Raw genomic sequence first — 23,194 nt, 5'->3', positions numbered from 1 at the left:
GCTCAGCCGCCGCCCTTGCACAGCGCCGCCAGCGTGTCGCGCGTCGGCGCCGCCGGCATGCGCGCGGCCAGTTCGCCCAGCAGGTCGACGGCGAGGTCGCCGTCCGCTTCCTGCATGCGGATGCAGCGCGGCTCGTTGCCGTGGCCGTCGATCTGGATGCCGGCGATGGTCTTGGCCACGCGCGTGTCGCGCGGCGTCAGCGTCAGCGTCCAGCCGCCGGCGTGCGCTTCATGGCGCACGTCGAAGGCCTGGTTCAGGCGCGCGGCATCGCCGTCGAGCAGGGCGACGAAGCTTTCCAGCAGCACCTGCAACTGAGGCGCGCGCTTCAGCGAGAAACTGCGTGGCTTGCGGCCCTCGCGCTGGGTGGTCACCTCGCCATCGGCGATCGTGGCGGTTTCCTTCTGCGGCTTGTCCACGCGGCGCTCCAGTTGGTCGCCGCCCAGCCAGCCCAGCTCGCCGGAGACCACCAGCGGCTGCTCGAGCACCTTCATGAAGCGCGCTTCGGCGAACGGCGTGCGCGCCGGCGCGGGACGCGCCAGCGAACTGATCAGCGCCTGCGCTTCCGGTGCGCTCGAACCGGCCGCGCGGGCCTCAGGGTCCTGGGCGTTCGCCCAGCACGGCAGGCTGAGGCTGAGCAGGAACAAGAGTGTCTTGCTGCCAGAAGTCATAGAAGTTGAACCAGTTATAGGGAGCTTCGTGGATGTAATGCTCGACGCGGCGCGCGTAACGCGCGATGACCGCATCCAGCGCCTGCGCGCGATCCTGGCGCGGGATCTCCACGCGCTCGGCGAAGGCTTCGAACACCAGGCGATAGCGGTTGCCGCCCAGGTACAGGCCGAAGCACAGCACCACCGGCACGCGCAGCGTATGCGCCAGCAGCCAGGGGCTGACCGGGAACGGCGCGGGGCTGCCCAGCAGGTCGGCGCGGCGCAGCACTTCGTGTCCGCGGCCGCGGTCGGCCAGCATGGCGACCATGGCGCCCTGGCTGCAGGCCTCGGCCATCTGCAGCGCGACCGAAGCGCCGTCCTGCGAGGCGTCGATGACCTTGTCGCCGATGTCCGGCGCCAGCGCTTCCAGCAGTTCGGTGAGCGCCGGCGTCTTCTGCTTGTCCAGCAGCACGCGCAGGTTCACGTCCGGGCGGCGCGTGCTGATCGCGCGCAAGGCCTCGAAGCTGCCCTGGTGCGAACCGAACAACAGCACGCCCTGCCCCCGGCCCAGGTGCGCGGTCAGCGTGTCCAGGCCTTCCACCTCGATGGCGAAGCCGCGCTCGCCGCGCGCCAGCAGGAACACGCGGTCGAGCATGGTCGAGGCGAAGCAGTGGATGTGCTTCAGCACCTGCCACGCGGTCACGCGCCCCGGCAGCACGCGCGCGAGGAAGTCGCGCGAGGCTTCGCGTTCCAGCTTGCGGCGCCAGTAGAAGTACAGCGTGATCGGATACAGGAACAGCCGCGCGAAGCCGCGCCCGCCGTACAGCGCGATGCTACGGATCAGCCACAGCGCGAAGCGGCCGCCGCCCTCGGGCCGGCTTTGCCAGTGCTCGGTCATGCCGCCGCGCCTTCGACCGCGCCGCGCGCCAGCAGCACATCGGCGCGGCGGAGCTCGAAGCGGATCCGCGCGCCGCTTTCGCTCAACACCAGTTCCGCCTCTTCGCCAGGCAGCAGCGGGGCGACGAATTTCGCCTCGGCGATGCGCGCCAGGCGTTCGCCGCGCCAGTCGCGCAGCGCCATCGCCACCGCTTCCAGCAACACCACGCCGGGCACCAGCGGCTGCCCGGGGAAATGCCCCGGCAGGCTGGGATGCGTGGGATCGATGCGCACGGGCGTGCGATAGGTCGGACTCATGCGGCCACCGGCATGCCAATGGAAGCGGCGAAGCTGGGGATGCCTGGCATGCCGGGCATCGTCGGCACGGCTCAGACCGCCGCGCGGTGCTTTTCGACGTGCTCGGCGAGCGAGCGCAGGCTGGCGAAGATGGCGCGGTTGTCCGGATTGTCCGAGCGCAGCTGGAACCCGTACTGCTTGGACACGGCCAACGCGATTTCCAGCGCGTCGATGGAATCCAGGCCCAGCTCGCCGCCGAACAGCGGGGCGTCCGGGTCGATCTGCGCGGGCTGGATGTCCTCCAGGTTGAGGCTCTCGACGATCAGGGTCGCCAGTTCACTTTGTGCCGCGGTCTGCTCTGCCATGCTCGTTCCGTACTGCGTCCGTACATGCCCTCCCCCCCGGCTGGCATGGATCGGCAGTGTAACATGGCGCCCTTGTCGTCCCTGGTTACGGTGCATGGTTCCCGGTTCAGAAAGCCTCCCGTCGGCCGCCCCGGAAAGGCGCGCTCCCCGCATCTCCTATCGCCACGAGGCACTGGCCGCGGTGCTGGCCGAAACCGGCACGCTGGCCGCGCTCGGCTTCGGCACCGGCGCGCCGCTCCATGACGATCCCCGTTACCTGGCCGTGCCGCTCGAAGGCATGGAGGCGCCGACGCCGCTGGAGGTATGGCAGGTCGACGGCGAGGTGGAGAGCGGCCGCGAAGGTCCGCTGCGCTGGTCCGCCGGTGCGGGCTGGCTGTTCGCGGCGATCGAGCTGGACGAAGGCGAATACGGCGGCCCGCGCGACGCGGCCGAAACCGCCTACCGGCGGCTGCGCGAATTCATCGCGCACCGGCCGGAACATCACGTCCAGCGCATCTGGAACTACCTGGGCGCGATCAACCAGGGCGAGGACGACGCCGAACGCTACAAGCTGTTCTGCGAAGGCCGCGCGGCCGGCATGGGCGCGTTCTTCCGCGAAGGCTTCCCCGCCGCCACCGCGATCGGTCACCACGCCGGCGAGCAGCGCCTGCAGGTCTACCTGCTGGCCTGCGACCAGCCCGGCCGGCGCGTGGAGAATCCGCGCCAGGTCAGCGCCTGGCGCTACCCGCGCCAGTACGGGCGCACGCCGCCGAGCTTCGCCCGCGCGATGTCCCTGCCGGGGCAGGACGTGCTGGCGATCTCCGGCACCGCCGCGGTGGTCGGGCACAGCTCCGCGCATGAGGACGACCTGGACGCGCAGCTGGCCGAGACCCTGGCCAACCTGGAGACCCTGCTGGCGCACGCGGGCATGCCCTCGGGCTTCGATACGCATTCGCCGCTGAAGGGCTATGTGCGCCATCCGGCGGATGCGCCGCGCGTGCTCGACTTCCTCGCCGCGCGGCTGCCCGGCGTGCCGGTGCTGCTGCTGCACGGCGATGTGTGCCGGCGCGAGCTGCTGGTGGAGATCGACGGCTGGCGCTACGCCTGATCAGGGCTTGCCGCAGCCGCCGTGCGCGTCCTTGAACGACGCCAGCAGGAAGTCCGCCACTGCGCTTGAAGACGCGGGCATGGCGATGGCCAGCTCGCGATAGAACGGATCGCCGGTCTGGTCGAGCACCATCAGCGCGCGTACCGGCGGCGATTTCGGCAACGGATAGGCGGCGCGCACGGTGCAGCGGTCCAGGCGCTGCAGCTCATCCGGTTTCGGATCCAGCACCGGTTCCGGCGTCGACGTCTCCATCAGCGCATCCAGCTGCTTGTGCGCGCCGGGAAACACGCCCTGAGCCGCTTCGTAGATGCAGCCCAGGCAGGCCGGCAACAGTTCCCAGCTCATCCAGCCCGCCTCCGTGCCTTCCGGCGCGGCGAAGCTGAAGACCGTGTTGCCGTCGACGCCCACCGCGGTGCGCTGCGGTTTCCATCCGCGCGGTACGGCGAGCCAGCCGGTGGCGTCGGCGTAGAACCAGTCGAGCTTGTCGCGCAGCTCCGGCGGCACCGCGATGGTGAGCACGGGGATGTCGGCGTCCCGCAGCGTTTCCCATTCGCCCTCGCTGTCCTTGACCTCGATGCGGGTGGCGCGGATGTCGAGCGGATGGCCGGCGGCATCGTGCGGATGCGCCGGGGCGAGGCGGTAGTCCTTGCCGGCGACGTCGATGTAGTGCGTCGGCGGACCGGTCAGGGACCGGCGCGGGCCATCGGCGGCGGTAGCGATGCCGGTGCCGGCGGCGAGCAGGAGCAGCGCGGTACCCAGGCGTAGACAGACATGCATGCGAGACACTCCTTGTCTTCGGGAAAGTGGGACGGCGAGAGCGGCACCCTGGATGCGGTTTCGCTCCGCACAGCGTGTCGCCAGCGCGTTCGAATCTATTTCTTCTGCGGACGCTTCCAGCCGTGCAGCGTGGCCTGCCGGCCGCGCGCCACGGTGAGTTCGCCGGCCGGCGCGTCGCGGGTGATCACCGAGCCCGCGCCGATCGTCGCGTTCTCGCCCACCCGCACCGGCGCCACCAGCGCGGTATTGGAACCGATGAACGCGCCATCGTCGATCCGGGTGACACTCTTGTTCACGCCGTCGTAGTTGCAGGTGATGGTGCCGGCGCCGATGTTGACCCGGGCGCCGACCACGGTGTCGCCCAGATAGGTCAGGTGATTGGCCTTGCTGCCTTCGCCCAGCTTCGCCTTCTTGGTCTCGACGAAGTTGCCCACGTGCACGCCGGCGGCCAGCTCGGTGCCGGGGCGCAGGCGCGCGAACGGGCCGATGGTGCAGGGACCGTGGGTGACCACGCCTTCGAGGTCGCAGTGCGCCTGCACCACGGTGCCGGCGGCGAGCCTGACGTCCTTGAGGCGGCAGAACGCGCCGATGCGCACGTCCTCGCCCAGGTGCACCTCGCCTTCGAGGATCACATCGATGTCGATGTCCACGTCGCGCTCGACCGTGACGCTGCCGCGCACGTCGATGCGCGCGGGGTCGGCGATGCGCACGCCTTCCAGCGCCAGCGCCTTGGCCGCGCGCTGGCGGTAGACCGCTTCGAGCTCGGTGAGCTGCCAGGGGTTGTTGGCTCCGGCCGCTTCCATCTCGTCGTCGCACTCGACGCAGAAGGCCGGGCGGCTTTCAGTCGCGGCCATGGCGAAGATGTCGGTAAGGTAGTACTCGCCCTGCGCATTGTTGCGGTCGAGCCCGGCCGTCCAGCGCTTCAGCGAGGCGGCGTCGGCGGCGACGATGCCGGTGTTGATGCGGTCGATCGCGCGCTGCTCCTCGCTGGCGTCCTTCTCTTCCACGATGGCGCGCACGAAACCGTTGCCGTCCAGCAGGACGCGGCCATAGCCCCTCGGGTCGGCCACGCGCGTGGCGAGCACGGTGAGAGCTTCGTCGGTGTCGATCAGGCGGCGCAGGGTCGACGGCTGGGTCAGCGGCACGTCGCCGTAGAGCACCAGCACGGCGGCGTCATCCGGCACGTCCTTCAGGGCCTGGGCGACGGCGTGGCCGGTGCCCAGGCGCTCCGCCTGCAGCACCCAGCGCAGGTCCGGCTGGCCGTCGAAGGCGGCGAGCACCTGGTCGCCGCCGTGGCCGTAGACCACGTGGATCTGCTGCGCCGACAGCGCGCGCGCGGCGGCCAGCACGTGCGCCAGCAGCGGACGGCCGGCGAGCGGCATCAGCACCTTGGCCTTCTTGGACTTCATGCGCTTGCCTTCGCCGGCGGCGAGGACGATGACGTGCAGGGGCATGTTCTTCATGTCGGTCCCTTGGGGCTTCGGTCAGCGAGGCAGGATAGCAGCCGCTCATTTCGCTCCATGACCGGGGGCTGACGGAGCGTCCCCGGCCGTGACGCGTGCCGCACCTCCGTAGCATTCGAAGTGGAAATCGAAGGCGAGGCTGAACGGGCGCGCCTGGCTGTCGACGACGTGGCTTTCGCCGTTGGCGTCGGCGGCCCAGCGTTCGACTTTCAGCGGCACGAAGGACCATTGCCTTGCCGCGGCTTTCACGGCGTCGATATACAGGCGGCGGTCGGCAGCGGCGGTCGCTTCGTCATCCACGCGTACGTCATCGACCTTGCCGGCGGCGCTGACCACCAGCAGCGCGCGCACTTCCTCCGGCGGCGGGCAGTGCGCCAGCAGCGCGGCCGGATAGACGGGCGTGACGCGATGCTCGGGCGCGGCGCCGCTGGAGACTTCACCCAGGGCCAGCTCGTAACGCGCCGTGCCTTCCGGGACCACGGCATGCCAGGTGGCGTCGCCCTGTGTTCGTATCGCCGACGATGGCCGCGGTGCCTGGCTGCACGCCGCCAGACAGGCCAGCAAGCCCAGGGACACGATGCGGAAAAGCTTCGCCACGCGCGGCTCCGTGCGGACACACCGCCGCAACATGCCCAAACGAAAACGCCGGCACAAGGCCGGCGTTCCGCATATGTCCCATCGCCGAAGCCGGCGCGAAGGAATCAGTGCTTGAGGTTCTTGCGCAGGCGCTCCAGCGCCTGCAGCTGGGTCAGCGCCTGGGCCAGCTTGGCCTGCGCCTCGGCGATGTCCTCGGCGTCGGTGCGGTTGGCCAGGGCGTCCTCGGCTTCCTGCTTGGCGCGCTGGGCGGCGGCTTCGTCCAGGTCGGCGGCGCGCGCGGCCGTATCGGCCAGCACGGTCACCACTTGCGGCTGCACTTCGAGAATGCCGCCGGAAACCCAGAACTGCTGGCGCTCGCCATTGGCCAGCACCACGTCGACGTGGCCGGGCTTGAGGCGGGTGATCAGCGGCGCGTGGCGGGGCGCGATGCCCAGCTCGCCCATTTCGCCGGTGGCGATCACCATCGTCGCCTCGCCGTGGAAGATCTCGGCCTCGGCGCTGACGATGTCGACTCGAAGGGTATGGCTCATTGGTTCTTTGCTCGCTTCGCTCGCTAGGGAATAGGGAGTCGGGAATAGGAAATCGGGAGAAGCGCGCTCCGTTACGAGGCTCTTACTATTCCCTATTCCCTATTCTCTATTCCCTCACCATCAAGCCGCCTTCTTCGCGGCCATGTCCTCGGCCTTCTTGATGGCCTCGTCGATGCCGCCGACCATGTAGAACGCCTGCTCCGGGATGTGGTCGACTTCGCCGTCCACGATCATCTTGAAGCCGCGGATGGTCTCCTTCAGCGTCACGTACTTGCCCGGGGCGCCGGTGAACACCTCGGCCACGTGGAACGGCTGCGAGAAGAAGCGCTCGCACTTGCGCGCGCGGTAGACCAGCTGCTTGTCTTCCTCGGACAGCTCGTCCATGCCCAGGATCGCGATGATGTCCTTGAGCTCCTTGTAGCGCTGCAGCGTGCCCTGCACGCGGCGGGCCACGTCGTAGTGCTCGGCGCCGACCACGTTCGGGTCGAGCTGGCGGCTGGTCGAGTCCAGCGGATCCACGGCCGGGTAGATGCCCAGCGAGGCGATCTGGCGGCTCAGCGTCACGGTGGAATCGAGATGCGCGAAGGTGGTGGCCGGCGACGGGTCGGTCAGGTCGTCCGCGGGCACGTACACGGCCTGGATCGAGGTGATCGAACCGGTCTTGGTGGAGGTGATGCGCTCCTGCAGCACGCCCATTTCCTCGGCCAGGGTCGGCTGGTAGCCCACCGCCGACGGCATGCGGCCGAGCAGCGCGGACACCTCGGTACCGGCCAGCGTGTAGCGGTAGATGTTGTCGACGAAGAACAGCACGTCGCGGCCCTTGCCGTGTTCGTCCTTCTGGTCGCGGAAGTACTCGGCCATGGTCAGGCCGGTCAGCGCCACGCGCAGGCGGTTGCCCGGCGGCTCGTTCATCTGGCCGTAGACCATCGCCACCTTGGACTCGGGCAGGTTGTCGATCTTGACGACGCCCGCGTCCTGCATCTCGTGATAGAAGTCGTTGCCTTCGCGGGTACGCTCGCCCACGCCGGCGAACACCGACAGGCCCGAGTGCTGGGTCGCGATGTTGTTGATCAGCTCGAGCATGTTCACCGTCTTGCCCACGCCGGCGCCGCCGAACAGGCCGACCTTGCCGCCCTTGGCGAACGGGCACACCAGGTCGATCACCTTGATGCCGGTTTCCAGCAGCTCGTTGGCCAGGGCCTGGTCGTCGTACGAGGGAGCCTCGCGGTGGATGACCCATTGGTCCTCGGCCTCGATCGGGCCGACTTCGTCGATCGGGTTGCCCAGCACGTCCATGATGCGGCCAAGGGTGGCCTTGCCGACCGGCACCTTGATGCCTTCGCCGGTGTTGCGCACGGCCAGGCCGCGCTTGAGGCCATCCGGAGAACCCAGGGCAATGGTGCGCACCACGCCGTCGCCGAGCACCTGCTGGACTTCCAGCGTGATGTCGGTGCCGTCGATCTTCAGCGCGTCGTAAACCTGCGGCACCTGATCGCGTGCGAACTCGACGTCGATGACCGCGCCGATGATCTGTACAACTTTACCCTGGCTCATGGAGTGCTCCGGATGGATCTTTGAATGTCTGGTTTAACCGCGCCCGTTCTGGTCGCGTGGTTTTAGTGAAGAGTGCGGCCATGGATGGCCGCCCGTTTGATCTTCGCGATCGTGGATGATCGCACTCATACAGCCGCGGCGCCGCCGACGATTTCCGAGATTTCCTGGGTAATCGCGGCCTGACGCGCCTTGTTGTAGACCAGCGTCAGCTCGCCGATGACCTTGCTCGCGTTGTCCGACGCGGCCTTCATCGCGACCATGCGCGCGGCATGCTCGCTGGCCAGGTTTTCCAGCACGCCCTGGTAGACCACCGACTCGATATAGCGGCCCAGCACGTACTCCAGCACCGTGGCGGCGTCCGGCTCGTAGATGTAGTCCCAGTCGTGCGACTGTTCGAGCTTGATGCCGGCATAGGCCGTCTCGCCCGCCGACTGGTGCGCTTCCAGCTCCGCGGCCACCAGCGGCAGCGGCAGCAGCGCGTCCAGCGTCGGCTTCTGCGTCATGGTATTGACGAAGTCGTTGTAGGCCAGGAACACGCGATCGAGCTTGCCGGCGGTGTAGGCATCCAGCACCACCTTGATCACGCCCACCAGCTGCTCGAGCTTGGGCTTCTCGCCCAGGTGGGTGACGCTGCCGACCAGGTTCACGCCCTTGATGCGGCGGAAGAACTGGGTGGCCTTCTGGCCCACGGCCACCACGTCGATCTCGACGCCCTTGTCCTGCCACTCGCGGATCGCGGGCAGCAGGCGGCGGAACAGGTTCGAGTTGAGGCCGCCGCACAGGCCGCGGTCGGTCGACACCACCACGAAGCCGACGCGCGCGACCTTCTCGCGCTGCACCAGGAACGGATGGCTGAAGTCGGTGCTGGCCTGGGCGACGTGCGCGATCACCTTGCGCATCTGGCGCGCATAGGGGCGCGAGGCCTTCATCAGATCCTGCGCCTTGCGGATCTTCGAGGCCGAGACCATTTCGAGCGCGCGCGTCACCTTGCGCATGTTCTGCGTGCTCTTGATCTTGGATTTGATTTCGCGTCCGCCTGCCATCTCTTTCTCGCTCGCTGTGCTCGCCCGGGTACGGGCAATGGGAGCGGCGGCGCCGCTCCCGTGACCTGCTTACCAGCTACCGGTCTTCTTGTACTCGTCCAGGCCCGACTTGAAGGTGGCCTCGATGTCGTTGTTCCAGTCACCGGTGGCGACGATCTTCTTCATCAGCTCGCCCTGGTTCTGGTGGAAGAACGCATGCAGGCCCTTCTCGAACGGCAGCACTTTGTCGACCGCCAGGTCATCGAGATAACCCTTCTCGGCGGCGTACACCGACAGCGCCAGCTCGGCGATCGACAGCGGCGCGTACTGCTTCTGCTTCATCAGCTCGGTCACGCGCTGGCCGCGGTCCAGCTGGGCGCGGGTGGCCGGGTCCAGGTCCGAGGCGAACTGCGCGAACGCAGCCAGCTCGCGGAACTGCGCCAGGGCCAGCTTCACGCCGCCGGACAGCTTCTTGACGATCTTGGTTTGCGCCGAACCGCCCACGCGCGACACCGAGATACCGGCGTTCACGGCCGGACGGATGCCGGCGTTGAACAGGTCGGTCTCCAGGAAGATCTGGCCGTCGGTGATCGAGATCACGTTGGTCGGCACGAAGGCGGACACGTCGCCGGCCTGGGTCTCGATGATCGGCAGCGCGGTCAGCGAGCCGGTCTTGCCCTTCACTTCGCCGTTGGTGAACTTCTCGACGTATTCCTCCGACACGCGCGCGGCGCGCTCGAGCAGACGCGAGTGGAGATAGAACACGTCGCCCGGGTAGGCTTCGCGGCCCGGCGGGCGCTTCAGCAGCAGCGAGATCTGGCGGTAGGCCACGGCCTGCTTGGACAGATCGTCATAGATGATCAGCGCGTCTTCGCCGCGGTCGCGGAAGTACTCGCCCATGGCGCAGCCGGCGTACGGCGCGATGTACTGCAGCGCGGCCGACTCGGAGGCCGAGGCGACCACCACGATAGTGTTGGCCAGCGCGCCGTTCTCTTCGAGCTTGCGCACCACGTTGGCGATCGACGAGCGCTTCTGGCCGATGGCGACGTAGATGCACTTAATGCCGGAATCTTTCTGGTTGATGATCGCGTCGATGGCCAGCGCGGTCTTGCCGGTCTGGCGGTCGCCGATGATCAGCTCGCGCTGGCCGCGGCCGATCGGGATCATCGAGTCGACCGACTTGTAGCCGGTCTGCACCGGCTGGTCGACCGACTTGCGCCAGATCACGCCCGGCGCGACCTTCTCGATCGGCGAGCTGAGCTTGGCGTTGAGCGGGCCCTTGCCGTCGATCGGCGCGCCCAGCGAGTCGACCACGCGGCCGAGCAGCTCCGGGCCGACCGGCACTTCGAGGATGCGGCCGGTGGTCTTGGCGGTGTCGCCTTCGCGCAGGTGCTGGTACTCGCCCAGCACCACCGCGCCGACCGAGTCGCGCTCGAGGTTCAGCGCCAGGGCGAACGCATTGCCCGGCAGCTCGATCATTTCGCCCTGCATCACGTCGGCCAGGCCGTGGATGCGCACGATGCCGTCGGACACGCTGATGATCGTGCCCTCGTTGCGGGCTTCCGCGCCGAGCTTGAACTGCTCGATGCGGGTCTTGATCAGTTCGCTGATCTCGGACGGGTTCAAGGTGGTGCTGGACATGGTCGTTATCCTGGGATTTTTTTGAATTCGCTTGACTCGAGAGCCAGGCCTGCGTCGCGGCGACGCGGCCAGGCCGGGTTGGCTCTACGCGTACTCAGGCCGTCAGCGCGCCGGAAAGGCGCGCCAGGCGGCCGCGTACGGAGCCGTCGATCACTTCGCTGCCGGTATCGATCACCACGCCGCCGAGCAGCGAGGCGTCGACCTGGGTCTCCAGTTCGATGTCGCGCTTGAAGCGGCGCTTGAGCGAGGCCTTCAGCTGCTCGGCCTGCGCGGCATCCAGAGCCATCGCGCTGGTCACCTTCACCAGCAGCTGCGACTCGGCTTCGCGCTTGTACTGCTCGAACAGCTCGGCCACTTCCGGCAGCAGCGCCATGCGGCGATGCTCAGCCAGTTCGGCCAGGAAGTTGGCGAACGGCGCCTGCGCATCCATGCCCTGCGGCAGGTGCAGCGCGACCAGCTGCGAAGGCAGCACGCGCGGATCGTTGCCGAGCGCGGCCACGCGCGCGTCCTTGGCCACCGCGGCGGCGAAGGCCAGCGCCTGCGACCAGGCGCCCAGCGCGCCGGACGCGCGCGCCAGCTCGAAGGCGGCGCGGGCATACGGACGGGCGAGAGTGATTGCCTGCGCCATGGCTTAGATCTCGGCGACGAGCTGGTCGAGCAGGGCCTTGTGGGCCGAAGCGTCGACTTCGCGCTGCACGATCTTCTCCGCACCCTGCACGGCGAGACGGCCGACCCAGCCGCGCAGCTCCTCACGGGCGCGCTGCTGCATGCTGGCGATCTCTTCGCCGGCCTGGGCCTTCAGGCGCGCGGTCTCGGCGACCGCGTCCTCGCGGGCCTTGTCCACGATCTGGTTGGCCTGCTGCTGGGCGCGCTCGATGATCTCGGCGGCCTGCTGGCGCGCCTGCTTGATCTCGGTGGCGACCTTGGCGTCGGCGTCCTTCAGCTCGGCGCGCGCCTTCTCGGCGGCGGCCAAGCCGTCGGCGACCTTCTTCTGGCGCTCTTCGATCGCCGCGTTGAGCTGCGGCCAGATGAACTTGGTGGTGAACCAGACCAGGATGGCGAACGAGACCATCTGGCCCAGGAAAGTCAGATTGATATTCATGAGCTTTCCAAATACTCCGGTAACGCGTTAAACCGCCGATCGCCGCAGCGCTTGCGCTGCGGCGACTGTTATCGCGCCGATCAACCGCCGGTGGCGGTCTTCAGGGCGGCGATGAGCGGGTTCGAGAACGCGAACAGCAGCGCCACGGCCAGGCCGATGATGAACGCCGCGTCGATCAGGCCGGCCAGCAGGAACATGCGGCCCTGCAGCAGCGGCACCAGCTCCGGCTGGCGGGCGGCCGACTCAAGGAACTTGGAGCCCATGATGGCGATGCCCAAGCAAGCGCCCAGCGCGCCGAGGCCGATGATGACGCCGATGGCGATGGCGGTAAGGCCCTGCACGTGAGCAATGAGTTCGACGAGGTTCATGGAGTTCTCCTGTGAATCTTTCTAAGAGTGGTTAGAGCGAAGCGGAATTGAAAAACGAAACCGGATGGAACCTAAGGATCAATGGTGCTCACGCGCCGTCGCGATGTAGACGATGGTCAGCATCATGAAAATGAACGCCTGCAGCAGGATGATCAGGATGTGGAAGATCCCCCAGGCGGTATTGAACAGCACGCCCGGCAGGAAGCTGAGCCAGCCCGCGAACAGGCCGGCGATCAGCATGAACACCAGCTCGCCGCCGTACATGTTGCCGAAGAGTCGCATCGCGAGCGACACCGGCTTAGACAGGTATTCGATGATGTTGAGCGCCAGGTTGAACGGCACCAGGATCGCGACCACCACCGGGTTGTGCGCATGGAACGGCGCGGTGACCAGTTCCTTGCCGAAACCCAGCGTGCCCTTGGCCTTCATGCCGTGGCCCAGCACGATGAAGAACACCGCCAGGGCCAGGCCCACGGTGGTGTTGATGTCGGCGGTCGGCACCCAGCGGAAGAAGGTGTGATGCGCGGCTTCGGCACCGGCGGCGGTGGTGACCGCGAAGGCCGGCGCGTCCAGCGGCAGCAGGTCCATCGCGTTGAGGAAGGTCACCCACATGAAGATCGACAGCGCCAGCGGGGTCACCGTGCGGCGGTCGCCGTGGAAGGTGTCCTTCACCTGCGTATCGACGAACTCGACGATCAGCTCGACGAAGGCCTGCCCCTTGGACGGCACGCCGGAGGTGGCCTTGCGGGCCTTCAGCCAGAACCACAGGCAGAACAGCGCGCCGAGCACGAAGGCCACCACGATGGAATCGAGGTGGAGCTTCATGAAGGCGCTGTCACCCAGGCTCACCACGTTGTGGTGCAGGTGGTGCTGGATGTATTCGGTTAAACCGCCCTGAGGCTCGCTTGCCATGTCTCAGCCCTTGAATCGGAACGCCAGCAGATTTATTGCGTACGCAGCCACCAGCCCCGTGATAGCGGCCAGTGGCGGCAGTTTGTATTGACCCAGGATCACGATCAGCCCTCCAGCGATCGCGATCCATTTCAGGACCATGCCTGAAACCATCCGGCCCATGGTCATGCCGCCCCCGCCCAGTCCTGCGAAGGTGCGCGCTGCCAGCAGCGCGGTACCCAGCGCCACCAGTGCGGCGCCCGCAGCGCCCGCGATCGCGTCGCGGATGCCCTGCGTCAGGAAGGCGAGGCCCACGATCGCCGCCGCGACGAGCTGCAGCATGACGATGCGCAGCGCGAGACGACGTCCGGAGGCAAGACTGTTGAGCACGTGAGGTCCCCGCGCGGCTTCGCACTAGGCGGCACCGATCCAGCTGCGGGCCACGGTCCAATCTTAAAAAGTATATCAGCGGGGCATTTAGACGGACAAGCCGCGTTCCCGTGATATGCCGCACTTTCGTGCCCGATCGGTCACTTTGCCGATCGCGGCGTGTGCAAAGCGTCCATGCCGCGGGCAAGAAAAAGGCCGGACTGGTGAACCAGTCCGGCCTTGGGGACGTCGCCGAGGGAGGGAGCGACGTTGAAGCGATTACTTCGCGGCGGCGGCTTTCTTCACCGCGGCGACCGGGGCCGACACGGCGTCGTTGGCGGCCTGCTGCTGCTCCTGCGCCAGCGCGGTCAGCGACTCGGCGGTCTTCTGCGTCACGGCGATGATTTCCTGGGTCACGGCCACGGCGCGCTCGGCGTTCTCGCGGCTCAGCGCGCTGCCCTTTTCCCACAGGGTGCGCAGGCCTTCGATGTCGCGGGTCTCGAGCGCACCGGCGATGTAGTCCGAGGCCACCTGGGACTGCTTCTCGAGCGCCTGGAACTGCAGCTCGGCGATCTTCTCCAGGCCCTTCAGGGCCACCGACTGGGCCTTGAAGGCGTTGTCGGTCAGCTGCTTGGCGTAGGCGAACACCTGGGCATTCAGTTGCTGGGTCATGGCTTTGCTCCCTCGGCGGGAATAGGGGTAGTGCGGCAAAGCCTAACAAGCCCTTTTGTGCGGCGCAATATATTTTTTGTGAAGAAGTGAAATTTCGCAGAAAAATATTTTTGCAACAATCATCTATGACAGATCGATGAATTGGCGCGACGCGTCAAAAGCTGTCACGGCTGCAGCTGGCGCCGGAGGTGCAGGTCTCGTGCACCACCACTTTGTCCAGCCCCGGCAGGCGCGGCTCCAGGCGACGGAATATCCAGCGCGCGAGGTTCTCGCTGGTGGGGTTTTCCAGGCCTTCGATGTCGTTGAGGTAATGGTGGTCGAGCTGGTCGTACAGCGGGGCGAAGGCCGCCTTGACGTCGGCGAAGTCCATCACCCAGCCCTGGTGCGGGTCCGGCTCGCCGGCGACGTGGATTTCCACGCGGAAGGAATGCCCGTGCAGGCGCGCGCACTTGTGCCCCGGCGGCACGTTGGGCAGGCGGTGGGCGGCTTCGAGGTGAAAGAGCTTGAAGATATGCATCGCGACATTCTAGCGCCTCGCCCCGCGCGCACTGGGGAAAGCCCCAGGTCCGGCGCCGCCGCGCGCGGCGGCATACTCGCCCGGACCAGGCACGAGCCTCCCTCATGCGCCTCCTCGCCACCCTGCTGCTGAGCCTGACCGCCATGAACGCCATCGCCCAAGCCGCCAGCACGCCGGACGCCGGCAGCCCCGAACGCAAGGCCCTGCTCGATGCCGCCCGCGCGCCGCTGGAGCACCGGCTGCACCAGCCGGTGCTGTTCGCCGTCGATAGCCTCCGCATCGCCGACGACTGGGCCTTCCTGCGTGCACACCTGCAGGGCGCCGGCGGCAAGCCCGTGGATTTCGCCGGCACCGAGTTCGAGGAAGCGGCCAGCCACGGCGCCCTGTCGCGCGTCTACGCCGCCCTGCTGGAACGCAAGGCGGGCCACTGGACGATCAGGGCCGAGGCGATCGGCCCCACCGATCCGGCCTGGGCCGCCTGGGCGCAGACCTACGGCGCGCCCGCCGCGCTCTTCGCCGACTGATCCATCCGCGCAGAAAGGCGAAGGGCGACCCTGCGGCCGCCCTTCGCCCTCCCCCGCTTGGCCGCAGCCTCAAGGGGGCGTGAGGTACCACGCACCGCCGTAAGGGTGGCCGTAGCCGACCCGCTGCGTGCCGTCGCTGTTGGTGTTGTTCGAACCGATCAGCTGGATGTTGCCGCCCTTGTTGCTGGCGACCAGCTCGACATGGCCGCCGTTGTTGAGGATGCACACGTCGCCCGGCTTGGCGTGCGCGGCGTCGACCACTTTCCAGCCGCGATCCTTGAGGATGCGGCCGATCGAACCGGCGGCGCCCTGCCCCGTGCGGCTGGAACCCGACACCAGGTCGGTGTGCTTATCCAACAGCCCCGCCTTCTGCAGCACTGCGGAGACGAAATTCGCGCAGCACACGTCCGAGGGCACGTTGGGATTCATCGGCAAGGCCCCGCTGCGCTTCAACTCCGAAGCGTTGCGCCCGACGAACTGCCTGGCGATATCCACCGCCTTGCTGCCGCTGGCGCCGCTGCTGCCGTTCACGCCGCCCGTACCCTGCGTGCCGCCGGTGCCTTGCGTGCCGCCCGCGCCAGGGATGTGTACGACCTGCCCGGGATAGATGCGGTTGGGATTGGAAATCTGCGGATTGGCGCGCTCCAGCGCGGCCAGCGAGACGCCGTTGCGCGAGGCGATGCTCGACATGGTGTCGCCGGAACGCACGGTGTAGTCGTGGCCCGCCGGCGCCTTGCTGGCATTGCTGCCGCCGGGCAGGTGGATGACCTGTCCCGGATAGATGCGATTCGGATTGGAAATCTGCGGATTGGCCGCCAGCAGCGCCGACAACGACACGCCATGCCGCGCGGCAATGCCCGACATCGTGTCGCCGGACTTCACCGTATAGCTTCCGCCCGACGCCGCACTGCCGCCACCGCCCGGCAGATGGATCACCTGCCCGGGATAGATGTGGTTGAAGTCGCGGATCTGCGGATTGGCCGCTTCCAGCGCCTTCAAAGACACACCCTGCCGCGCCGCGATCGCCGACAGCGTATCGCCCGGCTGCACGGTGTAGTTGCGCGAACCGCCCGGGGGAGCCGGCGGCGATGGCGGCGACGGCGGATTGCCGCCGCTCGGCGCATCGCTGCCGAACAAGGCCGCCTCCTTCGCGCGCCGGTTCACCAGCCCCTGCAGCACATGGCCGCCGGCATGCACGTACTCGCCGAACATCGCCTGCGCGCCCTTGTAGTCGCCGGCATTGAGCTTAGCCAGCAGGCCCGGATAACCGTTCGCGCCGAGGTTGTAGGTCAGGCTCACCAGCGCATCGAACTGGTTCTGACTGATCGGCACGTGCACGTTGCGGCGCACCGCGTCCTGCGCCCAGGCCAGGTCCTCTTTGAGGAACTGCTCGGCCTGCGCGCGGGTGATGGTCTGCCCCGGCTGCACGCCCTTGGTATGGCCGTAGCCGATGGTCCACGGCGCGCCGCCGGTGCCCGGATCGGGATACGCACTCGCGCTGTAGCCCTCGAAACCCTCGATCATCTGCACGCCGTTCTGGCTGATGCTGAAGCCGGAGGCCGGGCCGGCCTTGCCGGCCGCCGGTTGCGCGCCACCCGTCGAGGCGGGCGCCGCAGGCTTGCTGCCGCCATCGCTGGCGCCGGCGGGCAGATGGATGCTGTCGCCGGGATAGATCCGGTTCGGATTGGCGATCTGCGGATTGGCCGCTTCCAGCGCGGCGAGCGAGACGCCGAAGCGCTTCGCGATGGCTGACAGCGAATCGCCGTGCTGCACAGAGTAGGTGTTCGATGCATCCTCGCTGGCGGCGAAGGCCGGGGAGGAGCGCACGGCGCTGACTGCGGTCATGGAAGGCCTCTTTCGCTTGGGAAGATGGGCGACCGCCGAATTGCAGCACCGTGACAACGGACTCTCCCATTGGGACTTTCCCCAGCTAGGTATGTCCCTAGATAGACGTCCAAATGACCTAGGGAAAACCCCAGCTAGGGACCGCCCTACTGATCGCCGCTCAAGCGGCAGCGCTATGGTCCGATGCGTCACCAAGGGAGGTGGAGCGATGTACCTGGAACTGCAGTCCCAACGCAGCAGCGCGGCGCTGCCGGTAGATCGCCAGGACGCTGCGGCGCAAGCCGCGGCCAACAGCGCCGCGCATCCCGATGCGCATGTCTCGCAGCCGCAGCTCGCGTTCAATCCGCAGCTGGCGAGCCTCACCCGTTCCATGTTCGGCGCCGCAGCCAACGCGGCGCCGAACTTCGACGCGCAGGTACGCGGCACCGATGCCAAGGCGATCGACCTGCAGCTCGCGCAGATCGCCCAGGACGTCTACGACCCGCACAGCCAGGGCGTCGGCGGCTGGACCCGCCTGACCGGCGATCAGCTCGCCCAGGCCGGCATCGATCCGGCGTCGCTGGAAGATCCCGGCACCGGCTTCCGCGCCGCCATCTACCAGGACAAGAACGGCGACCACGTGCTGGCCTTCGCCGGCTCCAACGACATCCAGGACTGGCTCAACAACGCCGAGCAGGGCTTAGGCATTTCCGCCGCGCAGTACAACCAGGCGGTGGCGCTGGCCACCGAGGCCAAGGCGGCGTTCGGCAACAGCCTGGCGATCACCGGCCATTCGCTGGGCGGCGGGCTCGCTTCTATCGCCTCGTTGGCGACGGATGCCGCCGGCGTCACCTTCAACGCCGCCGGCTTGAACGACGAGACGATCCGCCGTCTGATTCCCGAGGGCGATCCCGCCGCGCTGAAACAGCAGGCCGAAGACGGCCTGATCCGCCGCTACGCGGTGAACGGCGAAATCCTCACCACCGTGCAGGAACACTCGCCCTTGCCCGATGCGGTCGGCCACAAGATCGCGCTGAACGACCCGGATCCGGTCGCCAAGCCGGACATCCACTGGTACGACTGGCTCACCGGCAAGGCCGAGGTGCTGGAGGCGAAGTACAAGATCGACGTAGCGAAACACTCCGTCGAACTGCACGATGACGATGCGGTGCTCGCCGCACTGCAGAAAGACCATCCGTGGTCTTCTTGAACCGATCCTCCTGACTCGCTCACCATGAAACCGTGACGCCGCCCGTGCTGTACTCGGGCGGTTTTCGGCGCTGTGCCGATACCGGAGAACCCGGCATGATGCAGGTCCATCGCACCAGGCTCGCCGCCTGGTGCCTGCTGGCGAGCGTCGCGCTCGCCGGCACCGTCGCGGGAAGAGAGGCCATGAGCGACACGGATGCAAGCAAGGTATTCGCCGACGCGCGTGTCGTCGCGGTGGTCGATGCCGCCGCGCGCGGCGACGAAGAACGCGTGCGTACCCTGGGCAGGGAAGGCGCCGATCTCAACGCACAGGGCGAGCGCGGCGTGACGCCGCTGGAATGGGCGCTGCTGCACAAGGACCGCCGCGCCATGGAAACCCTGCTGCGCGCCGGCGCCGATCCGTCGCGGCCCGGCGTGGGCGGCGCGACCGTGCTGCATCTGGCCGCGATGGCGAGCGATCCGAGCTATCTGCGCGTCTTGCTCGACCATGGCGCCGATCCCAACGCGCCGCATGGCATCACCGAGGCGCCGCCGCTGGATGCCGCGCTGATGAATCCCGGCGACGACGCGTTCGATCTGTTGCTGGCGCACCACGCCGACCCGAACCGCGCCGACCGCCTGGGCAACACGCCGCTGCATGTCGCCGCCAAGGTGCATCGCACGCATTGCGTGCTGCGCCTGCTCGAAACGGGCGCAGACGCCACCCGGCGCAACCAGCAGGGGGCGACGTTCCAGACCTACTTCAACATCCTTCCCGCGGGCGGCCTCAACGCCAGCGCGCGCGCGCAGCACGAGCAGGTGCATCAGTGGCTGCGGCAGCACGGGGTGGCGGTGGAGCAGGGCGTGCAATAAGCGCGACGTAGGTTGGGGTGAGCGCAGCGAACCCCAACGGACGGTGCACGGCAAACGACACGTTGGGGTTCGCTGCGCTCACTCCAACCTACCGGGGGGCCTACGCGTCTGGCGCGCTGCCCCACAGATACCGTGGCGGCAGGCGCCCGCGGAATTCCGCCCAGTCCACTGCCTGCGGATAGCGTCCGCGGCCCGGTTCGCGCAACGGCAGGCGCGGTCCGCGGTGCACGCGGCAGCGCGTGCTGAGCTTGCGCCGGCGGCGGCGCAGGGCGGCCTCGGCGGCGCGGCGGCGGCGGTCCTGCTCGCGGCGGTCGCGGCTCTCCTCGGATTCCTCGCTCTCGGCGCGGCGCTCGCGCGTCGACTTCACGGCGGCCTCGCCAGGGCGGCGACCGGCGGCGGCGCCTTCTTCCTCGCCGACCGCGCCGACGCGGCGCATGCGGTCCTGCACCAGGGTGAACTGCAGGCTGCGGCCGGAGCCCAGATCGATATTGCGCCCGGCGCGCATCGCCGCGGCCTGCGCGGCAACCGCCTGCGGATCGACGAAGCCGGGCGTCTGCACATTCGCCGCCGCGCCGCCGGCAGCGGCCTGGCCGAGCTGGGCCATCAGCAAGGCCATGATCTGCAGCTTGGCTTCATTGCCATCGACCGCCGCCGCGGCCACGCTCCAGCCGGCCGGCGGCGTGCCCTGCGGCATCGCCTGCCAGGCCGCCGGGGCGGCCACCAGGGCCGGCCGTGCGCCGTCCAGCCAGGGCATCGGCGGCGGTGGCGGCACGGACTCGTTGCCACGCTGCTGGTTCATCGCCGCCTGCGCCATCGCGCCAGCGGCCTGGGCAAAGCTGAGCACCACATGGTCGGCGCGCGCGGCGCCCAGCGCGGAAGCCGGCACGCCGGTGGCCACCACGCCACTGCGATCCGCCCCCTGCACAGAGTTCACCGGCGCGCTCCCCGGCGCGGTGCCGCCAGGCCAGCCCGCCAGCGGGTTGCGCCCGGCCTGCGCGGCCAGGTCGGCGCTGTTGAGCGCGCCGGCGGCGATCAGCGGCACGGACTGCAGGTTCGCGCTGGTGGAAAGCGTCACGCCCAACTGGATGCCATCGAGCCGCGCGCTGCCGCGCAATGCATCGGCCAGGTCGGGCAGCAGCGGCAGCTCATGGCCCTGGTTACCAGCGTTGTTGTCGACGTTGCCGTTGCCGCGACTGGCCCAGTTGCCATTGAGGTCGCCGAGGCTGGATACCGGCAGCTGCACGGTCAGCCCGGCCGACAAGGGCGTGTTCGCGCTCATGCCCGGATTGACCTGCAGCAGGCTGTCCAGCGGCAGGCCGAGCTTGCCGGCGATGGTGCTCACGGTGTCGCCGGGCGACATCGGGAAGCTCAGCTGCACATGGCCGTTGGCATTGCCTTGCCCGCCGCGATTGCCGCCCAGCAGCTGCAGGATCGGATCGCCCTTGAGGATGCCGTCGATGCCTTTCATCCGTCACCTCAGCCGAGCAATTCAGGATCGATCTCGAGTTCGCCCAGGTGCCGGTTGGCAAAACGCTCGATCAGCTGCGGCGCACCTTCGAGCAACTGGCGGTAGGCATCCGGCGAACGCGTATCGGCACGCAGCTTCCAACCCTTGTCGGTGCGGCTCAGCCACAGCTCGGTGCCGGGCAGCACGCCATCCTTCAGCGTGATCATGATTTCGCGCGACTGCGCGGAGCTGCGCGATTCGGGCACCAGCAGCTGCTTCACATGGCGCTCGATCAGTTCGGCCAGCGCCGGCGCGAGCGCGCTCTGCGCTACTGGCGCGGCCTGCTGCGCGCCTTGCATCACGATCTGCTGCGCCTGCTGCCAGGCCTGCGCGCCGGCCGTGGCCAGCGCCTGTCCATCCTGCTGGCCGCCGCTGTCGGACGAGGTATCGCTGTCGCGCTCGCCGTCACGCGGCGGCAGCGCCGTGGCCTTGCCGGCCGAGGCGTCGAGCTGGCGTTGCAGCAGGTCGCGCAGCGCCTTCTCCTGCTCGCTGGCAGCCAGCCCCTGCGGACCGGTGGCGGTCTCACCGCTGTCCTGTGCGTCCTGGCCCTTGCCGTCCATCAGCTTGCGGAAGCGCTGGATCTCTTCGCGGCCGCGCGGCGCTTCGTCCTTGGCGCGCTGGATATGCGTATGCGGCGCTGGCGGCGTGGTGCGCGTGGTCGTGGTGGCATCGTTGCGCATAAGGACCTCAGTGCGTCGGTGCGCGCTGCAGGAACAGTTCTTCCAGGCTCTGTTCCTCGCTCCATTCGATGCGGCCGCGCATCTCGCGCAGCCAGCCCTGTTTCATCTCGTCGACGGCATCGAGCTTGCCGCGTGCCTGGCGCCATGCGGCGGCAGCGCGGTCCAGCGCGGCCTGCGCCTGCGCGCAGGCGATCTCGCGCTCCTCCAGCTCAGCGCGGCACAGCGCGATCTGGTGATCGAGCAGTTGCAGATGCCGTTCGTAGCGATCGATCGCCAGCGCGGTGGGCGCACCGTCGGCGAACATGCCGGCCCAGCTGCGGTCGGCGAAATCCTGCCGCGCGAAGCTGGCCTGCTGCAGGCGCTCGTCCGCGGCCATGCGCTCTTCGTCGGCGATGTGCTGGCGCTCGCGGCACTGCTTGAGCTCCGTCTCCAGCGCATGCAGGCGGATGCCGCGCACGGTGCGCAGCGGTTCCAGGGGGAATTTGCTCGCGCTCATGTGCACACTCCCGTCAGGCGCGCGCGCGTGCCGGCGAAATCGGCCGCCTCATGCGTGCCCTGGCGCAACAGTTGGTTGATGGCGTCGATGCGCGCGATCGCCGTGTCGGCGTCGGCGTCACCGCCGGGTTTGTACTCGCCCAGCTGCAACAGCATTTCGATGTCGCGGTACTTGGCCACGTAGCGGCGCAACAGCGAGGCGGCACGCTGGTGCGCGCTGCCGGTCACGCGCGGCATCAGGCGGCTGGCGCTGGCCAGCACGTCGATGGCCGGGTAATGCCCCGCCTGCGCCAGGCGGCGCGACAGGTAGATATGGCCATCCAGGATCGAGCGCACTTCCTCGGCGATCGGATCGCTGCCGTCCTCGTCTTCCATCAGCACGGTGTAGAACGCGGTGATCGCGCCCTTGTCATTGGTGCCGGCGCGCTCGAACAGGCGCGGCAGCGCGGAGAACACCGACGGCGTGAAGCCGCGCCGCGACGGCGGCTCGCCCATCGCCAGGCCGACGTCGCGCAGCGCGCGGGCGAAGCGGGTGATCGAGTCCATCATCAGCAGCACGTTCATGCCGCGATCGCGGAAGTATTCGGCGATCGCCGTGCCCAGCCAGGCCACGCGGCTGCGCTCCAGCGCCGGCCGGTCGGAGGTGGCGACCACCACGACGCTGCGCTTGAGGCCTTCTTCGCCCAGGCTGTCGTGCAGGAATTCGCCCACCTCGCGGCCGCGCTCGCCCACCAGCACGATCACGTTGACATCGGCCTGCGCATTGCGCGCCAGCATGCCGAGCAGGGTGCTCTTGCCGCCGCCGGCGACGGCGAAGATGCCGGTGCGCTGGCCGCGGCCGATGGTGAGCGCGGCGTCGATCGCGCGCACGCCGGTGGGCATGGCCTGGTCGATCACCTGGCGGCTGAGCGGATTGGGCGACGGCGCATACAGCGGCACGCGCTCCACCTGCTCCAGCGGACCCAGGCCGTCCAGCGGATCGCCATGCGCGTCGATCACCCGGCCGAGCAGGCTCATGCCGGCCGGCGCGGTGGCCTGCTTGCCGGTCGCGGTCACCGTGGTGGCGGTGGAAATGCCTTCGAGCGGGCCGAGCGGGGTCAGCAGCGTCTGGTGCTGCGAAACGCCCACCACTTCCGCCGGCAGGCTGAAATCGTTGTCGGGTTGTTCCAGCAGGCACAGCTCGCCGATCGCCGCGCGCACGCCGGTGGCGCGCACCAGGGTGCCGTAGGCCTCGGCCACGCGGCCGACGCGCTGCAGCGTGTCGCGCCGGCTCAGCGCGCGCAGCAGCGGGTCGTCGGCCGGCACGGCCATGACCTCGGGCGCGGCGT

The 23,194-nt window shown here is 68.5% G+C and carries 27 protein-coding genes; 4 read left to right on the top strand and 23 right to left on the bottom strand.

Going from position 1 to position 23,194, the window contains the following annotated elements; genetic code table 11:
- Positions 1–2: 2 nt before the first annotated feature.
- The 4 genes from BM172_RS09895 to BM172_RS09880 all read right to left on the bottom strand — a co-directional run bounded on the left by BM172_RS09895 (position 3) and on the right by BM172_RS09880 (position 2,185).
- Positions 3–644, bottom strand: coding sequence for a LolA-related protein (locus BM172_RS09895; protein WP_231504201.1), 642 nt, complete (start codon positions 642–644; stop codon positions 3–5).
- A complete protein-coding gene (locus BM172_RS09890) occupies positions 592–1,545 on the bottom strand; it encodes an LpxL/LpxP family acyltransferase (protein ID WP_026635377.1) in 954 nt (317 codons plus the stop codon). The genes BM172_RS09895 and BM172_RS09890 overlap by 53 nt, the downstream gene beginning before the upstream one ends.
- A complete protein-coding gene (locus tag BM172_RS09885; RefSeq protein ID WP_026635376.1) occupies positions 1,542–1,841 on the bottom strand; it encodes an ApeI family dehydratase in 300 nt (99 codons plus the stop codon). Before BM172_RS09885 ends, BM172_RS09890 begins: the two co-directional genes overlap by 4 nt.
- A gap of 71 nt (positions 1,842–1,912) precedes the next feature.
- Positions 1,913–2,185, bottom strand: a complete 273-nt coding sequence (locus BM172_RS09880) for a phosphopantetheine-binding protein (protein WP_026635375.1) — start codon at positions 2,183–2,185, stop codon at positions 1,913–1,915.
- Between the two features lie 94 nt (positions 2,186–2,279).
- On the opposite strand from BM172_RS09880, the gene BM172_RS09875 reads away from it, so the two are divergent.
- Entirely contained in the window at positions 2,280–3,272 is a 993-nt protein-coding gene (locus BM172_RS09875; RefSeq protein ID WP_026635374.1) for a chorismate transformation FkbO/Hyg5 family protein, read from the top strand.
- Here BM172_RS09875 and BM172_RS09870 read toward each other — a convergent pair whose 3' ends face one another.
- From BM172_RS09870 to queD, 14 genes are all read right to left on the bottom strand, one after another.
- Entirely contained in the window at positions 3,273–4,049 is a 777-nt protein-coding gene (locus BM172_RS09870; protein ID WP_026635373.1) for a DUF4850 domain-containing protein, read from the bottom strand.
- A gap of 95 nt (positions 4,050–4,144) precedes the next feature.
- The gene (gene glmU, locus BM172_RS09865) at positions 4,145–5,512 is read right to left on the bottom strand and encodes a bifunctional UDP-N-acetylglucosamine diphosphorylase/glucosamine-1-phosphate N-acetyltransferase GlmU (protein ID WP_026635372.1); all 1,368 of its coding nucleotides are present in this window, start codon (positions 5,510–5,512) and stop codon (positions 4,145–4,147) included.
- A 45-nt stretch (positions 5,513–5,557) separates the two neighbouring features.
- Positions 5,558–6,109, bottom strand: coding sequence for an energy transducer TonB (locus tag BM172_RS09860; RefSeq protein ID WP_231504200.1), 552 nt, complete (start codon positions 6,107–6,109; stop codon positions 5,558–5,560).
- 104 nt (positions 6,110–6,213) lie between these two features.
- Positions 6,214–6,639 (bottom strand): F0F1 ATP synthase subunit epsilon, encoded by a 426-nt coding sequence (locus BM172_RS09855; RefSeq protein WP_026635371.1) that lies wholly within the window; start codon positions 6,637–6,639, stop codon positions 6,214–6,216.
- A 120-nt stretch (positions 6,640–6,759) separates the two neighbouring features.
- The gene (gene atpD, locus BM172_RS09850; protein ID WP_026635370.1) at positions 6,760–8,193 is read right to left on the bottom strand and encodes a F0F1 ATP synthase subunit beta; all 1,434 of its coding nucleotides are present in this window, start codon (positions 8,191–8,193) and stop codon (positions 6,760–6,762) included.
- Between the two features lie 125 nt (positions 8,194–8,318).
- Complete coding sequence (gene atpG / locus BM172_RS09845) at positions 8,319–9,236, bottom strand: F0F1 ATP synthase subunit gamma (protein ID WP_026635369.1); 918 nt, start codon at positions 9,234–9,236, stop codon at positions 8,319–8,321.
- A 69-nt stretch (positions 9,237–9,305) separates the two neighbouring features.
- Positions 9,306–10,856, bottom strand: coding sequence for a F0F1 ATP synthase subunit alpha (gene atpA / locus BM172_RS09840; protein WP_026635368.1), 1,551 nt, complete (start codon positions 10,854–10,856; stop codon positions 9,306–9,308).
- A 94-nt stretch (positions 10,857–10,950) separates the two neighbouring features.
- A complete protein-coding gene (locus BM172_RS09835; protein WP_026635367.1) occupies positions 10,951–11,484 on the bottom strand; it encodes a F0F1 ATP synthase subunit delta in 534 nt (177 codons plus the stop codon).
- Positions 11,485–11,487: 3 nt separating this feature from the next.
- On the bottom strand, positions 11,488–11,958 hold the full coding sequence (locus tag BM172_RS09830; protein WP_026635366.1) for a F0F1 ATP synthase subunit B: 471 nt from the start codon (positions 11,956–11,958) through the stop codon (positions 11,488–11,490).
- Positions 11,959–12,038: 80 nt separating this feature from the next.
- Positions 12,039–12,326 carry a F0F1 ATP synthase subunit C gene (gene atpE / locus BM172_RS09825; RefSeq protein WP_026635365.1) on the bottom strand — a complete coding sequence of 96 codons (288 nt, stop codon included), beginning with the start codon at positions 12,324–12,326 and terminating at the stop codon, positions 12,039–12,041.
- 78 nt (positions 12,327–12,404) lie between these two features.
- Positions 12,405–13,238: a F0F1 ATP synthase subunit A gene (gene atpB / locus BM172_RS09820; RefSeq protein ID WP_026635364.1), complete on the bottom strand. Its 834-nt coding sequence runs from the start codon at positions 13,236–13,238 to the stop codon at positions 12,405–12,407.
- A gap of 3 nt (positions 13,239–13,241) precedes the next feature.
- Positions 13,242–13,607, bottom strand: coding sequence for a hypothetical protein (locus tag BM172_RS09815; protein WP_026635363.1), 366 nt, complete (start codon positions 13,605–13,607; stop codon positions 13,242–13,244).
- 258 nt (positions 13,608–13,865) lie between these two features.
- Complete coding sequence (locus tag BM172_RS09810; protein ID WP_026635362.1) at positions 13,866–14,258, bottom strand: phasin family protein; 393 nt, start codon at positions 14,256–14,258, stop codon at positions 13,866–13,868.
- A gap of 154 nt (positions 14,259–14,412) precedes the next feature.
- Positions 14,413–14,775: a 6-carboxytetrahydropterin synthase QueD gene (gene queD / locus BM172_RS09805; RefSeq protein WP_026635361.1), complete on the bottom strand. Its 363-nt coding sequence runs from the start codon at positions 14,773–14,775 to the stop codon at positions 14,413–14,415.
- A 104-nt stretch (positions 14,776–14,879) separates the two neighbouring features.
- On the opposite strand from queD, the gene BM172_RS09800 reads away from it, so the two are divergent.
- Positions 14,880–15,299: a hypothetical protein gene (locus BM172_RS09800; RefSeq protein WP_026635360.1), complete on the top strand. Its 420-nt coding sequence runs from the start codon at positions 14,880–14,882 to the stop codon at positions 15,297–15,299.
- Positions 15,300–15,368: 69 nt separating this feature from the next.
- Here the strand turns inward: BM172_RS09800 and BM172_RS22680 are convergent, their stop codons facing one another.
- Positions 15,369–17,144 (bottom strand): LysM peptidoglycan-binding domain-containing protein, encoded by a 1,776-nt coding sequence (locus BM172_RS22680; RefSeq protein WP_197022867.1) that lies wholly within the window; start codon positions 17,142–17,144, stop codon positions 15,369–15,371.
- A gap of 208 nt (positions 17,145–17,352) precedes the next feature.
- On the opposite strand from BM172_RS22680, the gene BM172_RS09785 reads away from it, so the two are divergent.
- Both BM172_RS09785 and BM172_RS09780 read left to right on the top strand, forming a co-directional pair.
- Entirely contained in the window at positions 17,353–18,333 is a 981-nt protein-coding gene (locus BM172_RS09785) for a Tle-like phospholipase domain-containing protein (RefSeq protein WP_026635359.1), read from the top strand.
- Between the two features lie 95 nt (positions 18,334–18,428).
- Entirely contained in the window at positions 18,429–19,184 is a 756-nt protein-coding gene (locus tag BM172_RS09780) for an ankyrin repeat domain-containing protein (RefSeq protein WP_026635358.1), read from the top strand.
- A gap of 100 nt (positions 19,185–19,284) precedes the next feature.
- Here BM172_RS09780 and BM172_RS09775 read toward each other — a convergent pair whose 3' ends face one another.
- From BM172_RS09775 to BM172_RS09760, 4 genes are read right to left on the bottom strand one after another with little or no spacing between them, the layout of a single operon-like run.
- Complete coding sequence (locus tag BM172_RS09775; protein WP_026635357.1) at positions 19,285–20,652, bottom strand: LysM peptidoglycan-binding domain-containing protein; 1,368 nt, start codon at positions 20,650–20,652, stop codon at positions 19,285–19,287.
- Between the two features lie 8 nt (positions 20,653–20,660).
- The gene (locus BM172_RS09770; protein ID WP_026635356.1) at positions 20,661–21,371 is read right to left on the bottom strand and encodes a type III secretion HpaP family protein; all 711 of its coding nucleotides are present in this window, start codon (positions 21,369–21,371) and stop codon (positions 20,661–20,663) included.
- A 7-nt stretch (positions 21,372–21,378) separates the two neighbouring features.
- Positions 21,379–21,867: a hypothetical protein gene (locus BM172_RS09765; protein ID WP_026635355.1), complete on the bottom strand. Its 489-nt coding sequence runs from the start codon at positions 21,865–21,867 to the stop codon at positions 21,379–21,381.
- Entirely contained in the window at positions 21,864–23,171 is a 1,308-nt protein-coding gene (locus BM172_RS09760; RefSeq protein ID WP_428844762.1) for a FliI/YscN family ATPase, read from the bottom strand. Before BM172_RS09760 ends, BM172_RS09765 begins: the two co-directional genes overlap by 4 nt.
- Between the last annotated feature and the right edge of the window lie 23 nt (positions 23,172–23,194).

The organism is Dyella marensis, from assembly GCF_900112865.1.
Lineage (GTDB): Bacteria > Pseudomonadota > Gammaproteobacteria > Xanthomonadales > Rhodanobacteraceae > Dyella_D > Dyella_D marensis_A.
Note: the sequence above shows the minus strand (reverse complement) of the source record. Positions and strands in the feature narration are given on the sequence as shown.